The organism is Cellulomonas fulva, assembly GCF_018531375.1.
Taxonomy (GTDB): domain Bacteria; phylum Actinomycetota; class Actinomycetes; order Actinomycetales; family Cellulomonadaceae; genus Cellulomonas; species Cellulomonas fulva.
Genome location: NZ_JAHBOH010000001.1, coordinates 713,039 through 730,791, shown reverse-complemented (window position 1 = coordinate 730,791; position 17,753 = coordinate 713,039). Strand labels below are relative to the sequence as shown.

Annotated in this window: 17 protein-coding genes; 9 read left to right on the top strand and 8 right to left on the bottom strand. The window is 75.0% G+C overall.

All coding sequences use genetic code 11. From position 1 onward, the window contains the following. Nucleotides 1-6 precede the first annotated feature (6 nt). Both KIN34_RS03220 and trmB read right to left on the bottom strand, forming a co-directional pair. Nucleotides 7-870: a LysR substrate-binding domain-containing protein gene (locus tag KIN34_RS03220; protein WP_214346589.1), complete on the bottom strand. Its 864-nt coding sequence runs from the start codon at nucleotides 868-870 to the stop codon at nucleotides 7-9. After that, on the bottom strand, nucleotides 867-1,604 hold the full coding sequence (gene trmB / locus KIN34_RS03215) for a tRNA (guanosine(46)-N7)-methyltransferase TrmB (RefSeq protein WP_214346587.1): 738 nt from the start codon (nucleotides 1,602-1,604) through the stop codon (nucleotides 867-869). The genes KIN34_RS03220 and trmB overlap by 4 nt, the downstream gene beginning before the upstream one ends. Nucleotides 1,605-1,660: 56 nt before the next feature. Between trmB and KIN34_RS03210 the strand changes: the two genes are divergently transcribed. Further along, nucleotides 1,661-3,082 carry a chloride channel protein gene (locus tag KIN34_RS03210; protein ID WP_214346585.1) on the top strand — a complete coding sequence of 474 codons (1,422 nt, stop codon included), beginning with the start codon at nucleotides 1,661-1,663 and terminating at the stop codon, nucleotides 3,080-3,082. Further along, nucleotides 3,079-4,095, top strand: coding sequence for a cation diffusion facilitator family transporter (locus KIN34_RS03205; RefSeq protein WP_214346570.1), 1,017 nt, complete (start codon nucleotides 3,079-3,081; stop codon nucleotides 4,093-4,095). The genes KIN34_RS03210 and KIN34_RS03205 overlap by 4 nt, the downstream gene beginning before the upstream one ends. 40 nt (nucleotides 4,096-4,135) lie before the next feature. Here the strand turns inward: KIN34_RS03205 and KIN34_RS03200 are convergent, their stop codons facing one another. The 4 genes from KIN34_RS03200 to KIN34_RS03185 form a co-directional block, all read right to left on the bottom strand. Continuing rightward, nucleotides 4,136-5,692, bottom strand: a complete 1,557-nt coding sequence (locus tag KIN34_RS03200; RefSeq protein ID WP_307858063.1) for a cellulose binding domain-containing protein — start codon at nucleotides 5,690-5,692, stop codon at nucleotides 4,136-4,138. Nucleotides 5,693-5,806: 114 nt separating this feature from the next. Then, nucleotides 5,807-6,685: a YhjD/YihY/BrkB family envelope integrity protein gene (locus KIN34_RS03195; protein WP_214346567.1), complete on the bottom strand. Its 879-nt coding sequence runs from the start codon at nucleotides 6,683-6,685 to the stop codon at nucleotides 5,807-5,809. 2 nt (nucleotides 6,686-6,687) lie between these two features. Then, nucleotides 6,688-7,677 (bottom strand): alpha/beta hydrolase, encoded by a 990-nt coding sequence (locus tag KIN34_RS03190; protein WP_214346565.1) that lies wholly within the window; start codon nucleotides 7,675-7,677, stop codon nucleotides 6,688-6,690. 108 nt (nucleotides 7,678-7,785) lie between these two features. Next, the gene (locus tag KIN34_RS03185; protein ID WP_214346563.1) at nucleotides 7,786-8,442 is read right to left on the bottom strand and encodes a histidine phosphatase family protein; all 657 of its coding nucleotides are present in this window, start codon (nucleotides 8,440-8,442) and stop codon (nucleotides 7,786-7,788) included. Nucleotides 8,443-8,655: 213 nt separating this feature from the next. Here KIN34_RS03185 and clpB point away from each other — a divergent pair, with 213 nt between their 5' ends. The 3 genes from clpB (at nucleotide 8,656) to KIN34_RS03170 (ending at nucleotide 13,261) form a co-directional block, all read left to right on the top strand. After that, nucleotides 8,656-11,247, top strand: a complete 2,592-nt coding sequence (gene clpB / locus KIN34_RS03180; protein ID WP_214346561.1) for an ATP-dependent chaperone ClpB — start codon at nucleotides 8,656-8,658, stop codon at nucleotides 11,245-11,247. A gap of 234 nt (nucleotides 11,248-11,481) precedes the next feature. After that, nucleotides 11,482-12,210 (top strand): DedA family protein, encoded by a 729-nt coding sequence (locus KIN34_RS03175; RefSeq protein ID WP_214346548.1) that lies wholly within the window; start codon nucleotides 11,482-11,484, stop codon nucleotides 12,208-12,210. A 4-nt stretch (nucleotides 12,211-12,214) separates the two neighbouring features. Next, nucleotides 12,215-13,261, top strand: a complete 1,047-nt coding sequence (locus tag KIN34_RS03170; protein ID WP_214346545.1) for a Gfo/Idh/MocA family protein — start codon at nucleotides 12,215-12,217, stop codon at nucleotides 13,259-13,261. A 37-nt stretch (nucleotides 13,262-13,298) separates the two neighbouring features. Here the strand turns inward: KIN34_RS03170 and KIN34_RS03165 are convergent, their stop codons facing one another. Continuing rightward, nucleotides 13,299-13,913, bottom strand: a complete 615-nt coding sequence (locus KIN34_RS03165; RefSeq protein ID WP_237689034.1) for a septum formation family protein — start codon at nucleotides 13,911-13,913, stop codon at nucleotides 13,299-13,301. After that, a complete protein-coding gene (locus tag KIN34_RS03160) occupies nucleotides 13,910-14,629 on the bottom strand; it encodes a DUF4190 domain-containing protein (RefSeq protein ID WP_214346542.1) in 720 nt (239 codons plus the stop codon). Before KIN34_RS03160 ends, KIN34_RS03165 begins: the two co-directional genes overlap by 4 nt. Before the next feature lie 143 nt (nucleotides 14,630-14,772). On the opposite strand from KIN34_RS03160, the gene KIN34_RS03155 reads away from it, so the two are divergent. The 4 genes from KIN34_RS03155 (at nucleotide 14,773) to KIN34_RS03140 (ending at nucleotide 17,750) form a co-directional block, all read left to right on the top strand. Continuing rightward, entirely contained in the window at nucleotides 14,773-15,153 is a 381-nt protein-coding gene (locus tag KIN34_RS03155) for an S-adenosylmethionine decarboxylase family protein (RefSeq protein WP_214346539.1), read from the top strand. Next, nucleotides 15,150-15,869, top strand: coding sequence for a hypothetical protein (locus KIN34_RS03150; RefSeq protein ID WP_214346537.1), 720 nt, complete (start codon nucleotides 15,150-15,152; stop codon nucleotides 15,867-15,869). The genes KIN34_RS03155 and KIN34_RS03150 overlap by 4 nt, the downstream gene beginning before the upstream one ends. A gap of 40 nt (nucleotides 15,870-15,909) precedes the next feature. Continuing rightward, a complete protein-coding gene (locus tag KIN34_RS03145; RefSeq protein ID WP_214346535.1) occupies nucleotides 15,910-16,113 on the top strand; it encodes a DUF350 domain-containing protein in 204 nt (67 codons plus the stop codon). A 128-nt stretch (nucleotides 16,114-16,241) separates the two neighbouring features. Further along, the gene (locus tag KIN34_RS03140; RefSeq protein WP_214346533.1) at nucleotides 16,242-17,750 is read left to right on the top strand and encodes a polyamine aminopropyltransferase; all 1,509 of its coding nucleotides are present in this window, start codon (nucleotides 16,242-16,244) and stop codon (nucleotides 17,748-17,750) included. The last annotated feature ends 3 nt before the right edge of the window (nucleotides 17,751-17,753 follow it).

Sequence of the window (17,753 nt, the reverse complement as noted above, 5' to 3'; positions counted from 1 at the left end):
GCGGCGTCAGCGCCGCTTGCCGCGGGTGCTGCCCTTGCCGGCGGAGCCCTTCCCTCCCGGCCGACGAGCCGTCGTGCCGGACCTGCTCGTGCCGGTGCTGTTCTTGCCAGTGCTGTTCTTGCCCGAGCTGTTCTTGCCAGGGCTGTTCTTGCCCGTTCCCTTGCTCGCTCCGCCCGTGCTCGCGCTGCGCGTGCCCGAGCCGGCGCCCGCGCGCGGCGGCTCCGGCGTGCCGCGACCGCGTGACGAGGCCGCGGTACGGCCGCGGACGATGCCGATGAGCTCCTCGGTGAGCTCGTCGTGCCGCTCGGTGACCCACGCGAGCCCGACGGACGAGCCGGGCGCGTCCGTCACCGGCCGCGTGGCGAGCCCGCGTCGCAGGTGCAGCCGCGCCACCGAGTGCGGCGCGACGAGCACCGCGTGACCCGCCGCGACCAGGTCGACGGCGTCGCTCGTCGTCGCGACGTCGCCCGCGAACGGCTCGCCCGGGACGTCGGCCCAGCCCAGCACGTCGTCGCCCGGCACCACGACGGTCTCGTCGGCGAGGTCCGAGGCCGCGATCTCGTCGGCCGCCGTGAACAGGTGGTCCTTGGGCACGACGACGACCGTCGCCTCGGTGTACATCGGGATGACGTCGAGGCCGTCGCGGTCGACGGGCAGCCGCAGCAGGCTGGCGTCGAGCTCGCCGGCGCGCAGCGCTGCCTGGGCGTCGGCCGCCGCGACCGGGACGAGCTCGAGCGGCACGTCCCGGATCCGCTCGGCCCACACGCGTGCCCAGCGGCCCGGGTTGGCGCCCGGCACCATCCCCAGCCGGAACGTGCGCCGAGGTGCGGGCGAGGGGTCGGCCGACGGGCCCGTCGCGGGGTCGGTCACGGCAGCCTCCGGGCGACGATGTCGTGGGACGCGCGGCCCTCGGCGAGGGCGCGCTGCTCGAACTTGGTGACGGGCCGGTGCGCGGGCCGGGCGACGAGCCCGTCGCTGACCAGGCCGGGATCGGCGGCCAGCACCTCGACCATCTGCTCCGCGTACGGCGCCCAGTCGGTGGCGACGTGCAGGGTGCCGCCGGGGCGCAGGCGAGACACCAGCAGCGCGACGTGCTCGGGCTGGACCAGCCGGCGCTTGTGGTGCCGCGCCTTGGGCCAGGGGTCGGGGAAGAACGCGTGCACCGCGTCCAGGGAGTCGGCTGCGACGGCGGTGCGGACGAGCTCGAGCGCGTCGCCGTGCGCCACGCGCAGGTTCGTCAGGCCCAGGCGCTCGACGAGCACGAGCAGGTTCGCCAGCCCCGGCAGGTGGACCTCGACGGCCAGGTAGTCGCGGTCCGGGTCGGCCGCCGCCATCGCCGCCGTCGTGGCGCCCATGCCCGGGCCGATCTCCAGGACCAGCGGAGCGCGGCGGCCGAACAGCGCCGCGGCGTCGAGCAGCCCGTGCGCGTCGCGGGGGGCGGGCGCGGCCTCGTCGTGCACCGAGAACCCGTACCGGGGGAACAGGCGCTCCAGCGCGTCGGTCCGGTCCCGGCCCAGCGCGGCGCGCCGCGCGTGGAAGGTGCGCAGCGGCTCGTGCGGCCGGGCCGCGACGGTGCGGAACGCTGGCGCGTCGGCGGGGGTCACCGGGCCAGCGTACGGACCCCGCGCGCGGCCGGGCCGGTGGTCGCTACTGTCGGCGCATGACCGACGCCCAGCCCGCGCGGGGCCCCGCGAACGTCCCGCCGCGCGACCTGCTGCGGCTGACGCTCCTGGGGCTGCTGGTCGGTCTGCCCGCCGGGCTGGTCGCGTTCGCGTTCTTCGGTGCCGTGCACTGGCTCGAGCAACTGCTGTGGGACGACCTGCCCGAGGCGCTCGGCACCGCGACAGCGCCCTGGTACCTGGTGCTCGGGCTCCCGATGCTCGGCGGCGTGCTCGTGCACCTCGCGCGCATGCTGCCGGGCGACGGCGGGCACTCGCCGATCGAGGGCATGAGCATGGGCGCGGTCCGGCCGCGTGACGTCGGCAGCGTCGCGCTCGCCGCGCTCGCGACCCTGCCGTTCGGGCTCGTCCTGGGCCCCGAGGCGCCGCTCATCGCGCTCGGGGCGATCGTCGGGACGTGGGTGACCCGCTGGGCCCACCTCAAGGAGCAGGGCGGCGTCGCGATCGGCGTCGCGGGCTCGGGCGCGGCCATGTCCACGTTGTTCGGCGGCCCGCTCGTCGCCGGCCTGATGCTGCTGGAGGGCGGGGTCGGTGCGGGCGCCCTGGTCATCCCGCTGATCCTGCCCGCGCTCGCCGCCTCGGCCATGGCGTACCTCCTGATCACCGGCCTCGGTGAGTGGTCCGGGCTGCCGATGCCCAGCCTGGCGCTGCCCGACCTGCCCACGTACGAGAGCGTGCAGGCCCGGGACCTGCTCGTCGCGGTCGTCGTCGGCGTCCTCGCGTCGCTCGCCGCCCACCTGGTGCGCAGCGGGGCGACCGTGCTGCACGGCCTGGAGGTCCGGACCGGCCGCCTGCTGCTCCTCGTCGGGGGCGGTCTGGCCGTCGGGCTGCTGGCGCTGCTGGCCCAGGCACTGGGGGCCGACGCCGAGGACGTGCTGTTCTCCGGCCAGAGCGCGCTGCCTCACCTGGTCGGTGAGGCGTCCGCCGTCACCGTGCTCGTGCTGGTCGTCGCGAAGGGTGTCGCGTACGCGGTGAGCATGGGTGCCGGGTTCCGCGGCGGCCCGATCTTCCCGGCGGTCTTCCTCGGCGTCGGCCTCGCCACGCTCGGCGTGGTCGCGTTCGACATGTCGGTGACGGTCGCCGTGGCGATGGGGACCGCCGCGGGGATGACCGCGATGACGCGGATGGTGGTCTCGCCGCTCCTCTTCGCGGGCCTGCTCGTCGGGCGGCCCGGCCTGGAGGCGCTGCCGGTCGCCGTGCTCGCGACCACCGCCGCGTGGCTCGCGTCCGCCGTGCTGGACCATCGCCTGCTGCTGCGGCGCCAGCGGTCCGACGAGGCCGCGGCGGCCACGGACGGCGCCTCCTCCGTCGCCCCGCCGGGCGCGGTGCTGCCCGCGGTGCGCGCCGGCACGCCCGCGCCGGACCCCGGCCACCCGACCAGCACCGTCCCGGGAGCGCCATGACCGGATCCACGCCCGGACCCGAGACCGGCGGCCCGACGGCCGCGCCGCTCGACGCGGCCCCCGAGGACGCGCACGCGGAGAGCGCCCTCACCGTGATCATCGCCTTCGCCGCCAACCTGCTCATCGCGGTCGCCAAGACGGCCGCGGCGGTCCTCACCGGCGCCGCCTCGATGCTCGCGGAGGCCGCGCACTCGTGGGCGGACACGGGCAACGAGGTCTTCCTCCTCATCGCGCAGCGCAAGGCGGCGCGCCCCGCGGACCGCACGCACCCGCTCGGCTACGGCCGCGAGGTCTACGTGTGGTCCCTGTTCGCGGCCATCGGCCTGTTCGCGGTGGGGGCGGGGGTATCCATCACGCACGGGATCAGCGAGCTGCAGCACCCCGAGCCGGCGACCGACTTCGGCATCGCGTACGCGGTGCTCGCGGTGTCCTTCGTGCTCGAGGGCGTGTCCTTCCTGCAGGCGAACCGGCAGGCGCGGGCCGACGCCCGGCGCCGCGAGATGGACCTGCTCCCGCACATCCTGCGGACCTCCGACCCGACCGTGCGCGCGGTGTTCTTCGAGGACGCGGCGGCGCTGGTCGGCATCCTCATCGCCGGGAGCGGCATCGCGGCGCACCAGGTCACGGGCTCGGCCGTGCCGGACGCGATCGGCTCGATCCTGGTCGGCGTGCTCCTCGGCGTGGTGGCCGTCGTGCTGATCCAGCGCAACCGGCGCTTCCTGGTCGGGGAGGTCGCCGACGACCGGGTCTGGGACGCCGCGCTCTCCACGCTGCTGTCTCAGCCGGAGGTCAGCCGCGTGACCGAGCTGCGGCTCGAGCTGGTCGGTGCTCGTCGGATCTTCCTGTCGGGGGCGGTCGACCTGGAGGGCGAGCCCCGGGAGACCGCCGCGGCGCACGAGCTCGCCGCGCTCGAGCGGCGTCTGCGGGACACGCCCGGCATCGTGGGCGCGCTGCTGTCGCTCTCCGAGCCCGACGAGCCCGCGCTCGCACCCCGTTCCGGCGGCGCCGTCTGACCCGTGCTCGGGCTGGGCGGGCGGCAGGCGGGCTGCGGGATCAGGGCGACGTGCAGGACGCGTGGACGTCGGTCGGCACGGGTCCGGAGCCGATGAAGCCCGCCTCGGCCGTCTGACCCGCCCCGAGCCGGGCGTTCCAGTCCTTCGACGTCGCGGTGACGGACGGGCCTGCACTCGTGAAGTCGGCCGACCAGCCCTGCACCACGGTGCTGCCGCCCGGCAGGGAGAACCCCGCCCGCCAACCGGCCACGCCGCTCGGACCGGCGGTCACCCGGACCGATGCCTGGTAACCGCCCGGCCACGAGCCGACGACCGTCAGCGTCGCCTGGCAGGCCCGAGCCGGGACGGTCGGGCTGGGCAGCGTGGTGGGCGATCCGGTGGGCGAGCCGGACGGCGTCGGTGTCGCTGTCGGCGTCGGCTGCGGGTCGGTGAGCAGCGGTGTCAGGAGGGCGGTGAGCCGCTGCGCCAGGACCCGGTGGTCCGCGAGCGACGGGTGCCAGTGGCACCCCAGGTAGTCGAGGGGTGCGTCGGCGTAGTCCCAGATCAGCACGCGCTGGTCACCGGCCGCCCGCTGCTGCGCCACGACCTCCTGGACGAGCGGGGGCAGCTCCGGACCCGCGTAGGACGTCGAGCTCACGACGAGGTACGTCTGCGGGCCGTAGCGCGCGCGCAGGGTGTCGAGGAACCCGGTGTACGCCTCGACGTACGCGGTGCGCAGCGACTGCGTGGTCCACGGCTCGCCGGAGGACACGGGCGTCGAGAAGTCGTTGATGCCGAGCCCGATCACGACGGCGTCGGGCTGCCAGTCGTCGGGCCGGTCCCACACGTCGCCGGGAACGGCCAGCAGCGCACGGTCGGCGTACGTGCGGTAGCTGGTCCCCGCCTCACCGCCCCCGTAGTTGCGGACCATCCCCCGCCCGGAGAACGCGTTCACCTGGTAGTCCGCGTCGAGGTTGCGCGCCGTGATCGCCCCGAACGACAGGTCGGCGTTGGTGGTGCGGTTCACCTGGTCGCCCGTGCACTCGCGCTCGGTGGACTCGTTGCCGTACCCCGCGGTGAAGGAGTCGCCGACGAGCTCGAGCTGGCGCTCGCGCGCGGGCGGTGCGTCGAGCAGGCGGCCGCCGGGCGCCGCGACGAACCCGTCGAACCGGCTCGTCGTCCAGGTGCTCTCGCTGCGCTTGACCACCCGCACGGTGTGCTGACCGGGTGCCAGGCCGTCCACCCAGTGCGTGCCGGGGCCCGGTGCGACGAGCGTGGTGACACGTTCGCCGTCGATCGCGACGTCGTAGTCGCTCGCGGGGTCGGTCAGGTCGACCCCGATCCCGGTGCCCTCGAACCGGCCCTCGAGGTAGATGCCCGGCCAGCTGAAGAGCGCACCGCCGTCCGCGCCCACCGCGACCCGGCCCGCGGTGTGCACGGTGCGGGCGAGGTCCGGGTCCAGCGGCGCCGCGCTCGCGGCGAGGGGACCCGCGGCGAGGGCGCCCGTGGTCAGGAGTGCGGCGGCGGCCAGGGTGACGTACGTGCGGGCGGTCCGGCGTCGCGGGCCCCCCGGCGCGCTCGTCGTCCCCGGGTCCTGCCCGTCGGTCGCGTGTCGCACGGCTGCTCCTCGCTGCGAGCGCCCCCGGCGCCGCGGGTCCGACCCCGCTGCGGCGCGGGGCGTTCCGTCCTTCCTACCGCGTGCGGGTCGAGCGGGCCCACCGGCCGAAGCGATTCAGCCCTGGACCTCCTGCCACGAGTCCCGGCCGCGTACCCACCGGCCCACGGGGCCGTCGTCGGTCGCGCACGCGTGGCCGATCGCCGCGGCGGCGACGACCACGAAGGACAGTGCGAACAGCCACCCCAGGTACGCGAAGACCAGGCCGAGGACCCCGAACTGCCGTGCGCCGGACGAGAGCACGACGGGCAGGTACAACGCGCCGACGCGGCCCAGCACCGCGAGCCCGACGCCGGTGAGGAGCGCGGTCCAGGCCAGCGGACGGACCGCGACCTGCCCGCGCAGCAGGACCCAGGGCACGAACGTCCAGACCACCGTCCACACGACGAGCTGGAGGACCAGCTGCACGAGGCCGAGCCACTGCGGGTCCACCACCCGACGTGTGAACCCGATGAGGAGCGCGGCGAGCGCCACGGCCACGACGGTGGCCAGCCAGCGCCAGGCGGTGCGGAGCCCGGGCCGCCGCACCTGCCAGACCCGCAGGTAGATCCGCTCCAGCGCGCGGGAGAACGAGGTCGCGGACACCAGGGTCACCAGCAGGCCGAGGACGCCGACGGTGCTGAGCACCGTGCTGTCGTCCGGCACCGCGCCGGCGAGCGCCGCGCGGGTCTCGTCGGGCAGGCCCAGCGAGTCCGAGACGGTCTGGCCGAACCCGTCCTCGCCGGGCCGGAGGGCCGCCGCGACCAGCAGGAGCGGCACGATCGAGGTGAACGCCTGGGCCGCCAGGGTCATCGCCCGGTCGAACAGCTCGATGCCGACGAGGTCCCGCACGACCCGCTCGAGCAGGCGGCCCGTCGCGGTCCGGCGCGTGCTCTCCCAGCGTCGCTCGCCCCAGCCGCGCGCGGCCTCGACGCGGCGCGCGGTCCCGCCGGCCACGGTCAGTCCCGCCGCGGGAGGCGGGCGTCCAGGAAGCCGACGACCTCCGCGAGGTAGCGCTCGCGCGCGGGGGCGGCGGACAGGGCCAGGTCGTGCGCGCCGCCGGGGACCACGACGAGCGTGACGTCGTCGCCGAGCAGCGGCGCACGGGCGGCCATGTGCGCGACGTCGAGCACCGAGTCGGTGGTGAGCAGCGCGTCGTGCTCGCGGTCGTCGGGACCGGACGCGTCGGACGTGAGGACCAGGACCGGCGCCTCGACGTGCAGCCCGTGGGCCACGCGCGCCTGGCTCAGCCGGACGGTGCGGATGAACCCCGCCCGCGCGGGGAAGCCCTCGTGCGGCTTCCACGCCAGGTCGTAGTCCCACTCGCCGCCCGTGTCCCGGTGCAGCGCGCGCCCGTAGTGCGGAGCGATGTGGCCGACGACGAGGCCGGGGGCCACCCGGCCGACCGGCCGCAGCGCCCAGGTCAGCAGCGTGCGCTCGAACCAGCTCCCGCGCAGGTCGAGCCAGGGCGAGTTGAGGACGACGGCGTCTACCCGGCCGGGGCGCGCGTCGGCCCAGAGCGCGGCGACGAGCCCGCCCGTCGAGTGACCGAGGAGGGCGACCTCGTCGTGCTCGGCGTGCAGCACGGCGACCGCCGCGTCGATCTCCTCGGCGTACGTGGCGAGCTCGCGCACGTGGTTGGGCCGGCGGCCCTCGCGGATCGAGCGGCCGTAGTCGCGCAGGTCGAGCGCGTACAGGTCCCAGTCGGCGGCGTCGAGCGCGTCGGCGAGGTGCGGGTGGAAGAAGTAGTCGACGAAGCCGTGCAGGTAGAGCACCGCCCGCCGGTGGGTCCGGGCCGGCGTGGCGGCGCGGTGCACGAGCGTGGCGACCGGCGGCACGCCCGAGCGGGCGGTCTCCGCGTCGTCCCGCAGCGGCAGCGTCCGCGCGACCCACGGCTCCCCGAGCACGTCGACGACCTCGTCCCCGCCCCTGCCCGCGTCAGCCGCCATGCCCGCATCGTCGCACCCGGACGCGGGAGCACCGAGGATTGCGAGGATCTGGTCGCTGACGTCGCCAGATCCCCGCAGTCCTCGGGGACCCCGCCGTGCGGACGAGGCTCAGGCGACCGGAGCGAGCGGGGACAGCGTGCCGCGCGCGGCGAGCGGGCCCTGGTGCGCGACGTCGACGGCGATGGACGTGATCCGGGCCGCGCCCTCGTCGTCGACCTCGACCGTCGAGACCGACGCGTTCGGCAGCGGCACCAGCCCGACGGGCTCGACCGTGGCCAGGTACGCGCCGAGGGCGAGGCCGTGCCCGACGACGAGCACGTGCTCGTCGTGCCCGTGGTGCCGCGCCACGATCCGCGCGAACGCGTCCCGGGTGCGGCCCATGAAGTGCGCGGCCGACTCGCCGCCGGGCAGGCCGGGGTGCGTGCCGTCGAGGACGGAGGTGACGAGCGTCGACCAGTCGATCACCTGGTCGAGCGCGCTCTCCGGACGGCGCTCGTAGGCTCCGAAGTGGTACTCGCGGAGGCCGGCGTCCGCCCGCAGCCGCAGCTCGGGGTGGTGGCGCAGGAGCTCGACGGCCGTGGTGACCGCGCGGCCGGAGGGTGAGCACCAGGCCGCGGTGAACGGAGTGCCGGCCAGGTGGCGGGCGGTGGTCCGCACGCCCTCGCGGCCGGTCCTCGTGAGCGGGGAGTCGCTGTTGCCCTGCAGGATCCGGCGGGCGTTGAAGTGGGTGCGCCCGTGCCGGACGAGCGTCATGGTGAGGGTCATCGTTGCCCTTTCGTCGTCGGTGGTCGCCGACGACGCTAGGCACCCCGGGTGACGCCGCGACGACGACCACCCCTCCACCTGATGACCATCCGGTGCACGCCGGCCGCCCCGGGGGCGGCGCAGAGTTGAGCGGAATAGACTCAAGTTCGCAGCGTTGAGAGCCGTAGAGTCAGCAATCGGAACATCGCGCGCGTCGTCGCGCTGGGAGGTCACGTGGACGCGAAGCTCACCACCCGCTCGCAGGAGGCGCTCGGGAGCGCCTTCCAGTCGGCGAGCGCCGCCGGCAACCCGCAGCTCGAGCCGGCGCACGTCCTCGACGCCCTGCTCCAGCAGGAGGGCGGCGTCGCCAACGGCTTGCTCGACGCGGTGGGCGCCGACCGCGGGGCGCTGGGTCGCGCCGTGCGCGGCATCCTGGTCAACCTGCCGTCGTCGTCAGGTGACACCGTCGCCCAGCCGCCCGCCTCGCGTGCGACGACCGCGGCGCTGCTGGCCGCGAACGACGAGGCCCGCACCCTGGGCGACGACTACGTCTCGACCGAGCACCTGCTGATCGGGCTCGCCGCGGGGCAGTCCGGCGTCGCGGACGCGCTGCGCTCGGCCGGCGCGTCCCGGGAGGCGCTGCTCGCCGCGCTCCCGAACGTGCGGGGCAACGCGCGCGTCACCACCCCCAACCCCGAGGGGACCTACAAGGCGCTCGAGCAGTACGGGCTCGACCTCACGCAGCGGGCCGCCGAGGGCAAGCTCGACCCGGTGATCGGCCGTGACGCCGAGATCCGCCGCGTCGTGCAGGTGCTGTCCCGCCGCACCAAGAACAACCCCGTGCTCATCGGCGAGCCCGGCGTGGGCAAGACCGCCGTGGTCGAGGGCCTCGCGCAGCGCATCGTCGCGGGGGACGTCCCGGAGTCGCTCCGGGGCAAGAAGCTGGTCTCGCTCGACCTCGCGTCGATGGTCGCGGGCGCCAAGTACCGCGGCGAGTTCGAGGAGCGGCTCAAGGCCGTCCTCGAGGAGATCACCGCATCGGACGGCCAGGTCGTCACGTTCATCGACGAGCTGCACACGGTCGTCGGGGCGGGCGCGGGCGGCGAGGGCGCCATGGACGCGGGCAACATGCTCAAGCCCATGCTGGCCCGCGGCGAGCTGCGGCTGGTCGGCGCCACCACGCTCGACGAGTACCGCGAGCACATCGAGAAGGACCCCGCGCTCGAGCGGCGGTTCCAGCAGGTCTACGTCGGGGAGCCGTCGGTCGAGGACACCGTCGCGATCCTGCGCGGGCTCAAGGAGCGCTACGAGGCGCACCACAAGGTCACGATCTCCGACGCGGCGCTGGTCGCCGCCGCGGCGCTGTCCGACCGGTACATCACCGGCCGCCAGCTCCCGGACAAGGCGATCGACCTGGTCGACGAGGCCGCGTCGCGTCTGCGCATGGAGCTCGACTCCTCGCCCATCGAGATCGACGAGCTGCAGCGCGCCGTGACGCGCCTCGAGATGGAGGAGGTCGTCCTCGCGGAGTCCGACGACCCGGGCTCGATCGACCGGCTCGAGCGGCTGCGCCGGGACCTCGCGGACCGGCGGGAGGAGCTCGCGTCGCTCAACGCGCGCTGGGAGAAGGAGAAGGCGGGCCACAACCTCGTCGGCGACCTGAAGGCTCGCCTGGACACGCTGCGCTCCGACGCCGAGCGCCTGCAGCGCGAGGGCGACCTCGCCGCCGCCGCCCGGATCATGTACGGCGAGATCCCGACGCTCCAGCAGCAGATCCAGGAGGCGGAGGCCACCGAGGCGGCGGCCGAGGACGTCGTCGACGGGCCCCCGATGATCGCGGAGAAGGTCGGGCCCGACGAGATCGCCGAGGTGGTCGCCGCGTGGACCGGCATCCCCGCCGGCCGCATGCTCGAGGGCGAGACCGCCAAGCTCCTGCGCATGGAGGAGGTGCTCGGCGAGCGGCTGATCGGCCAGAAGAAGGCCGTCGCCGCGGTCTCCGACGCCGTCCGCCGCGCCCGGGCCGGCATCTCCGACCCCGACCGGCCCACGGGCTCGTTCCTGTTCCTGGGTCCCACGGGCGTCGGCAAGACCGAGCTCGCCAAGGCGCTCGCGGACTTCCTGTTCGACGACGAGCGCGCCATGGTGCGCATCGACATGTCGGAGTACGCCGAGAAGCACTCAATCGCGCGGCTCGTCGGGGCGCCTCCCGGGTACGTGGGCTACGAGGAGGGCGGCCAGCTCACCGAGGCCGTCCGCCGCCGGCCCTACTCGGTGGTGCTGCTCGACGAGGTCGAGAAGGCGCACCCCGAGGTGTTCGACGTGCTGCTCCAGGTGCTCGACGACGGCCGCCTCACCGACGGGCAGGGCCGCACCGTCGACCTGCGCAACGTGATCCTGGTCCTCACGTCGAACCTCGGCAGCCAGTTCCTGGTGGACCCGCTCCTCACGGAGGCCGAGAAGCGCGACGCCGTGATGGGCGCCGTTCGGACCTCCTTCAAGCCGGAGTTCCTCAACCGGCTCGACGACGTGGTGCTCTTCGACCCGTTGTCGCTCGAGGAGATCGGGCACATCGTGGACCTGCAGGTCGAGGCGCTCGCTCGTCGGCTCCGGGACCGGCGCCTGACCCTGGACGTGACGTCCGCCGCGCGCGAGTGGCTCGCGCTCGAGGGCTACGACCCGGCGTACGGCGCGCGCCCGCTGCGCCGCCTGGTCCAGCGGCAGATCGGCGACACGCTGGCCCGCGCCCTCCTGGCCGGCGAGGTCAAGGACGGCCAGACGGTCCACGTCGACCGCACCGACGGGGGCCTGTCGCTCACCACGTCCTGACCCCGCGACACGTCCTGAACCCCCGCGACACGTCCTGAACCCCCGCGACACGTCCTGACCCCCGCGACACGTCCTGAACCACCCCGCGACCACGTGATCTCTCCGGCTCTGAGCGCTCAGAGCCGGAGAGATCGCGTGGTCGGCGTGGGGTGGGCCGCCGGGGGGCCCGGGCCCGGGGGGCCCGGCCCGGGGGCCCGGGGGCGGGGGGTGCGGGGGGATGGCAGCATCGGGGCGGTGACCCCTGCCGTCCCCCACGCCCTGAGCGCGACCGTCGTCCTGACGAGCACGTCCGGGGACGCCGAGCTCACCGGGCTGGTCGGGTGGGTGGTCTCGGTCATCGAGTCGCTCGGCCCGCTGGGCGTCGGCCTGCTGGTCGGGCTGGAGAACCTGTTCCCGCCGTTGCCGTCCGAGGTCGTGCTCCCGGTCGCCGGGTACGTCGCGAGCCAGGGCGGGATGTCGCTGGTCTGGGCCGTGGTCGCCGCGACGCTGGGCTCGCTCGTCGGGGCGTGGGCGCTGTACGGGATCGGTGCGGCGGTCGGGCGGGCGCGACTGCGGCGGTGGCTCGAGAAGGTGCCGCTCGTCGAGGTGGCGGACCTGGACCGCGCCGAGGACTGGTTCGGCCGCCACGGCGGCACCGCGGTGCTGGTCGGCCGGTGCGTGCCCGTGGTGCGGAGCCTGATCTCGGTCCCCGCCGGCGTCGAGCGGATGCCGCTGGGGCGGTTCAGCCTCTACACGACGCTCGGCTCGCTCGTCTGGAACGGCGGCCTCGTCGTCGCGGGGTACGCGCTCGGGGAGCGGTGGGAGGACATCGGCCGGTACAGCGACTGGCTCAACCTCGTCGTGTACGTGATCCTCGCGTGGCTGGTCGGCCGGTTCGTCTGGGCCCGGGTGCGTCGTCGCCGCTCGGGGGCGTCGGGGGACGGCACGACGAGCCCGCACGACGACGGAGGCGTGGCAGGGTGAGCGCGTGACCCTCGTGCTGCCCGAGCCCCGGTTCCCCGACCCGCGCGACGCGCCCGTCCTCCGGTGGGGCGTGCTCGCGCCCGGGTGGATCGCCGGCCTGTTCGTGGACGCGGTGCGCCGGCACACGGACCAGCGCGTCGTCGCCGCGGCGAGCCGGGACGCGGCGCGCGCGCAGGAGTTCGTCGCCGCGCACGGCGTGGAGCGCGCGGCCTCGTCGTACCAGGGCCTGGTCGAGGACCCCGAGGTCGACGTGGTCTACGTGGCCAGCCCGCACTCGCACCACCTGGACCTGGCGCTGCACGCGGTCGCGGCGGGCAAGCACGTGCTGGTCGAGAAGCCGCTGACGCGCAACGCGGCGGAGGCGCGCACGCTCGTCGCCGCGGCCGAGTCCGCCGGCGTGCTCCTCATGGAGGCGATGTGGACGCGGTACCTGCCGCACGTCGACGTGCTGCGCCGCCTCGTCGAGGACGGCACGCTCGGCACGGTGCGTCGGGTGACGGCCGAGTTCGCGGGCCGCACCGTGGTGCCCGACGAGCACCGCCTCATGGACCCCGCGCTCGCGGGCGGGGCGCTGCTCGACATCGGTGTGTACCCGCTGTCGTTCGCGTCGTTCGTCGCGACGACCGCCGGCGCCCCGCTGCGGCCGTCCGCGGTGCAGGCGTCCGGCAGCCTGGCGCGCACCGGCGTCGACGCCCAGGTCTCCCTGCAGCTCGCCTACCCGGGGCTGGAGGCGCAGCTCTTCACGTCCATCCTCGCGCCGACGCCGGACGTCGCCGCCGTGCACGGCGAGCGCGGGTGGGCCGTCACCGGGCCGCGGTTCTGGTGCCCGACGAGCCTGCACGTCCAGGTCGACGACGAGCGGGCGACGTGGGACGACAACCGGGTCACCGAGCACGACGGGCTGTGCTTCCAGGCCGCCGCCCTGGCCCGGTACGTCGCCGAGGGCCGCACGCAGAGCCCGCTGCACCCGCTCGACGAGGTGGTCGCGACGCTCGAGGTCGCCGACGCCGTGCGGGCGTCCCTGGGGGTCGTGTTCCCGGGCGAGGGCTGACCCGGTCACGCAGCGGACCGGCCGTCGCCCGGGCGGCTCAGCCGGCGGGGGTCACGACGACGCACAGGCCGGTGCGGTCGCCGCGGTCCCAGCTCTGCTCGGTGGGTGCCCACGTCACCACGACCCGGCCGACCGCCTGCTCGTCGGCGGTCAGCACGCAGGAGCGCGCGACGAGCGCGTCCGCGTCGCCCTGGCCGGGCCAGATCGCGTCCGCGCTGAACGCGTAGCTGCTCGCCACGCGGGCGGTGTGCGGTCCGTCGCACGGCACCACGCGCACCGTGTCGACGTCGCCGTCCGGTGGCAGGTCCGCCAGGCAGTTGCCGACGACGAGCTGCACGGCGTGCGCGGTGCGCGGCTCCGCGACGTCCGCCGGCAGCGGCCGGGACTGCAGCCAGGACGTGCCGAGCAGCGCGACGCCGACCAGCAGCGCGACCGTCTCCAGGGCGCCGAGCACCACGGCGGCGATCGCGACCCCGCGCCCGGCGGTGCCGCGCCGTCGCGTCGTGATGGTGCCCGTGATGCCGAGCCCGAGCGCGAGCGGGCCGAGGCCCAGGAGCGCCGTGACGATCGACGCCACCGCGAACCCGTCGGTGCCGCGGCGGGCCGGCCGGTCCCAGCCGGGTGCGTAGTGGGGCTCGGGGTAGGCGGTCATGGCGTCGCGGCCCCGGCGGGACTCGTCGCCGCGGCCGGCCCGGGCGCCCACGCCGTGGTGGTGTAGCCCCCGGTCCAGCCCGGGTCCGACCCGGAGCCGGGCAGCGACAGGGCGGCCCACAGGAACAGGGCGACGAGGGCGAGGAGGTAGAGCGTGCCGAGGACGCCGGTGACGATGCCCGCGATCGCGAACCCGCGCCCGCCCTTCCCGGTACGCCGGATCCGCCGCAGGGACACGATGCCGAGCACCAGCCCGACCGGCGAGCTGAGGCCGGCCAGCAGGACGAGCCCGACGAGGCTGGTGACGAACGAGCCTATCGCCAGCCCGTCGGTCGGCAGCGGCACCTGCGGGACGTAGCCGGCCCACCCGGGCGGGCCGGCGTAGCCCGGGTACGCGCCGGGCGCGGCGTAGCCGGGGTAGGCGCTGGGCGCGGCGTAGCCGGGGTAGGCGGCGGGCGCGGCGGACCCGGGGTACGCCGTCGGCGCGGCGGACCCGGCGGGCGCCCCGTACCCCGCGGGGGGGCCGTACGGCGAGGTCGGCGCGTAGCCCGGCGCGGTGCCGTACGGCGCGGTCGGCGCGTAGCCCGGCGCGGTGCCGTCGGTCGGCTGGTGCCCGTACCCGGGGGGCGACCCGTAGAGCGTCGTGGGCGGGACCGGCGGGTCGCTGCGCTCGGCAGGCGGACCGAAGGGGTTCGGCTCCCCGGCGGCGTTGCTCATGCGCGCAACCTAGCCGACGCCGGCGCTCGCGGGTCGAGTGCTGGCTCGATGTGTGCACAACTCCACCCGGGGTGGCCGGGGGTCGGATACGGTGCGCACCGACCACCGCGCCGTCGGGCGCTCGGACGACGGGAGGCCGCGGAGTGCCTGGGCGCGAGCCACCCCTCAACCACGTCTACGTCTTCGACGTCCTCGGTGCCGGGTCGCGGCTCCTCGACGACGCGGCGACCGTCCGCGCGGCGCTCGACGCGGTCGTCGAGCGCGCGGGGCTGCACCCGGTCGGGGCGGAGGCGGAGCACCGGTTCGCGCCGCACGGGCTCAGCCTGGCGATCCTGCTCGCGGAGTCGCACGTCGCGGTGCACACGTGGCCGGAGCACGGCGCCGCGTACGTCACGCTCACGTCGTGCCGGCGTCCCCCCGACGGCTTCGCGGAGCAGACGCGGGCGGACCTGGCGCGCCGCTTCGCGGGGGACGCCGTCGTCCGCACCCTGACGCCCGCACGCCCTGCGGTGGCGGGCTCGTGAGCGTCGGCCGACGGCCGCGCGCCCGGATGAAGCTGGGCCGCCACCTCGTCGGGCTGCCGCCGTGGCGTTCGATGCCCCACGGCGTCGTCGTGTACGAGGAGTGGGACCCGGAGGACAAGACGACGTACACCTGGGAGGAGTGGGAGGTCCTCGGCTACGAGAACCTCGACTTCTGGGTGGAGTACGACCACTACACGAATGCCGTCACCCTCTACCGTCCGATGCGGGTCGCGGAGCGCCTGGACCCGTCCGAGCTGCGCGAGGGTCAGGAGCTCGTCGTCACGTTCGGCGGGTACCGCCACGACGTCCGGGTGCACGAGGTGGGGGTCGGACGGATCGCGTCGCTCGACGGGGCGTTCACGTACGACCTGACGATCGGGCAGGAGGTCGCGTACGCCGAGCTCAAGGGCCAGGGCTTCGTCCTGTCCGTCGAGCGGTTCGACGAGCGCGTGCTGGACGTCTACCACGGCATCGTCCTGGACACCGCTGACCAGAAGGCGCACTTCGGCAAGCGGGTGGCGCGCCGGCGGATGGGCGGGATCGGGTGCCTGGTGCTCGTCGTGCTGTTCGTCGGCATGGTCGCCGCGTCGTGCGTGCCGGTGCGTCAGGAGTGCACGCCGCGCACCGTCACGAGCGTCACGGGGCAGGTGACGACGCAGGAGGAGTGCCACATGCGGCCGTTGTACGGCGGCGGCGGTTCCGGAGTGGGCAAGTGACCGGCCCGACGAGCGCGGGCCCGACCAACGAGGAGAACGCGTGATCATCGAGTTCCTGTCGACCATCCTGTACTCGGTGCTCGGCATCGTGCTGCTGCTGCTCGCGATCGTCGGGGCGGACAAGATGTTCCGGCTCAACCTGCGCCACGAGCTCGTCGAGGAGCACAACGTCGCGTTCGGCATCCTCATCGCGGGGGTCGCGGTGGCGATCGGCCTGATCATCGCGGGCACGATCAGCTCCTGAGCGTGTCTCTCGTCGAGCCCGAACCGGGGCCTACTGCGCCCGAACCCGCTGCGCCCGAGCCCGCTGCACCCGAGCCCGCTGCACCCGAGCCTGTGGGGCTCAGGACGGGCGGCGGTCGAGCGCGGGCGATGGACCGGCCGACCGTCTTCGCCGCGGCGCTGCTCGTGGCGGTCGGCGGGATCGTCTACGAGCTGATCCTCGGCACCGCGGCGTCCTACCTCGTCGGCGACTCGGTCGTCGCGTTCTCGGTGGCGACCGGGTTGTCGTTGTTCGGCATGGGGGTCGGCTCGTTGCTCGCCCCACGGCTGCCGGGGCCGTCGGGCCTCGCGTTCGTGCGCAACGAGCTCCTGCTCGGCCTCGTCGGCGGCTCGTCGGTGCTCGTGCTGTTCTGGGCGTACGGCCAGACCGACCTGTACTGGCCGGTCTTCGTGCTGCTGTCGGTGAGCATCGGGATCGGGATCGGCATCGAGATCCCGCTGCTCGTCGCGCTGCTCAAGGAGCAGGGCCGCGACGAGTCCGTCTCGCTGCTGTCGAAGGTGCTCGCGCTCGACTACCTGGGTGCGCTGCTCGCGTCGCTGCTGTTCCCGTTCCTGCTGCTGCCTGTCCTCGGTCTGGTCCGCACCGCCCTCGCGGTCGCCATCCTCAACGTCGGCGTGGCGCTGTTCATGCTCGCGCGGATGGGCCACCGCCCGCGGTGGACGTGGGTGACCGCGGGCTCCCTCGCGGCCCTGCTCGTCGTCTTCGCGGCGTCGTCCGGGCTGGAGGCCGCGTTGTCGACGCGGCTCTACCAGGACCCGGTCGTGACGGCGACGACATCGCGGTACCAGAAGCTCGTCGTGACCCAGTACCAGGGCGACGTGCGCCTGTACCTCAACGACCAGCTCCAGTTCTCCTCGCTCGACGAGGCGCGCTACCACGAGACCCTCGCGCACGCGACGCTCACGTCGGTGCAGGCCCCTGCGTCCGTGGCGATCCTCGGTGGCGGCGACGGTCTGCTGGCCCGCGAGGTGCTGCGCTACCCCACGGTCCGCGAGGTCGTCGTCGTCGACCTCGACCCCGCGGTCACGCGCCTGGCGCAGACCAACCGGCTGCTGCGCGGTCTCAACGAGGACGCGCTCGCGGACCCTCGGGTGTCGGTCGTCAACGAGGACGCGTTCGGGTGGATGCGCGACGCCGCGTCGACGTTCGACGCGGTGCTCATCGACCTCGTGGACCCGTCCGACGAGCGCGTGGCGAAGCTGTACTCGGCCGAGTTCTACTCCTCGGTCGTCGCGCACCTGCGGCCGGGCGGAGCGTTCGCGACGCAGGCCACCTCGACGTACTTCACGCCCCACGCGTTCTGGCAGGTGGTCGCGACGATGCGGGAAGGCGGACCGCGGCGCAGCGTGGTGCCGCTGACGGTCAACGTGCCGTCGTTCGGCGAGTGGGGCTTCGCGCTCTCGCTGCCTGGCTCGGGTTCCGGCCTGTTCGCGGCGACACCGTTGCCCGCGGGCCTGCGGTTCCACGACGCCACGTCGCTCGCGGCGACGGCCCGTCTGCCGGGCGACCTGACCGAGGAGGCGATGCCGGCCTCGACCCTGCTGTCGCCCGCGATCTACCGCGCCTACCAGGACGACATGCGCCGGTGGCGCTACTGACCC

Excerpts from the sequence above, each read along its gene's own strand:
- KIN34_RS03210 (WP_214346585.1), top strand. The coding sequence starts at position 1,661 with ATGACCGACGCCCAGCCCGCGCGGGGCCCCGCGAACGTCCCGCCGCGC.
- KIN34_RS03205 (WP_214346570.1), top strand. The coding sequence starts at position 3,079 with ATGACCGGATCCACGCCCGGACCCGAGACCGGCGGCCCGACGGCCGCG.
- KIN34_RS03190 (WP_214346565.1), bottom strand. The coding sequence starts at position 7,677 with ATGGCGGCTGACGCGGGCAGGGGCGGGGACGAGGTCGTCGACGTGCTC.
- KIN34_RS03185 (WP_214346563.1), bottom strand. The coding sequence starts at position 8,442 with ATGACCCTCACCATGACGCTCGTCCGGCACGGGCGCACCCACTTCAAC.
- KIN34_RS03165 (WP_237689034.1), bottom strand. The coding sequence starts at position 13,913 with ATGACCGCCTACCCCGAGCCCCACTACGCACCCGGCTGGGACCGGCCG.
- KIN34_RS03160 (WP_214346542.1), bottom strand. The coding sequence starts at position 14,629 with ATGAGCAACGCCGCCGGGGAGCCGAACCCCTTCGGTCCGCCTGCCGAG.
- KIN34_RS03140 (WP_214346533.1), top strand. The coding sequence starts at position 16,242 with ATGGACCGGCCGACCGTCTTCGCCGCGGCGCTGCTCGTGGCGGTCGGC.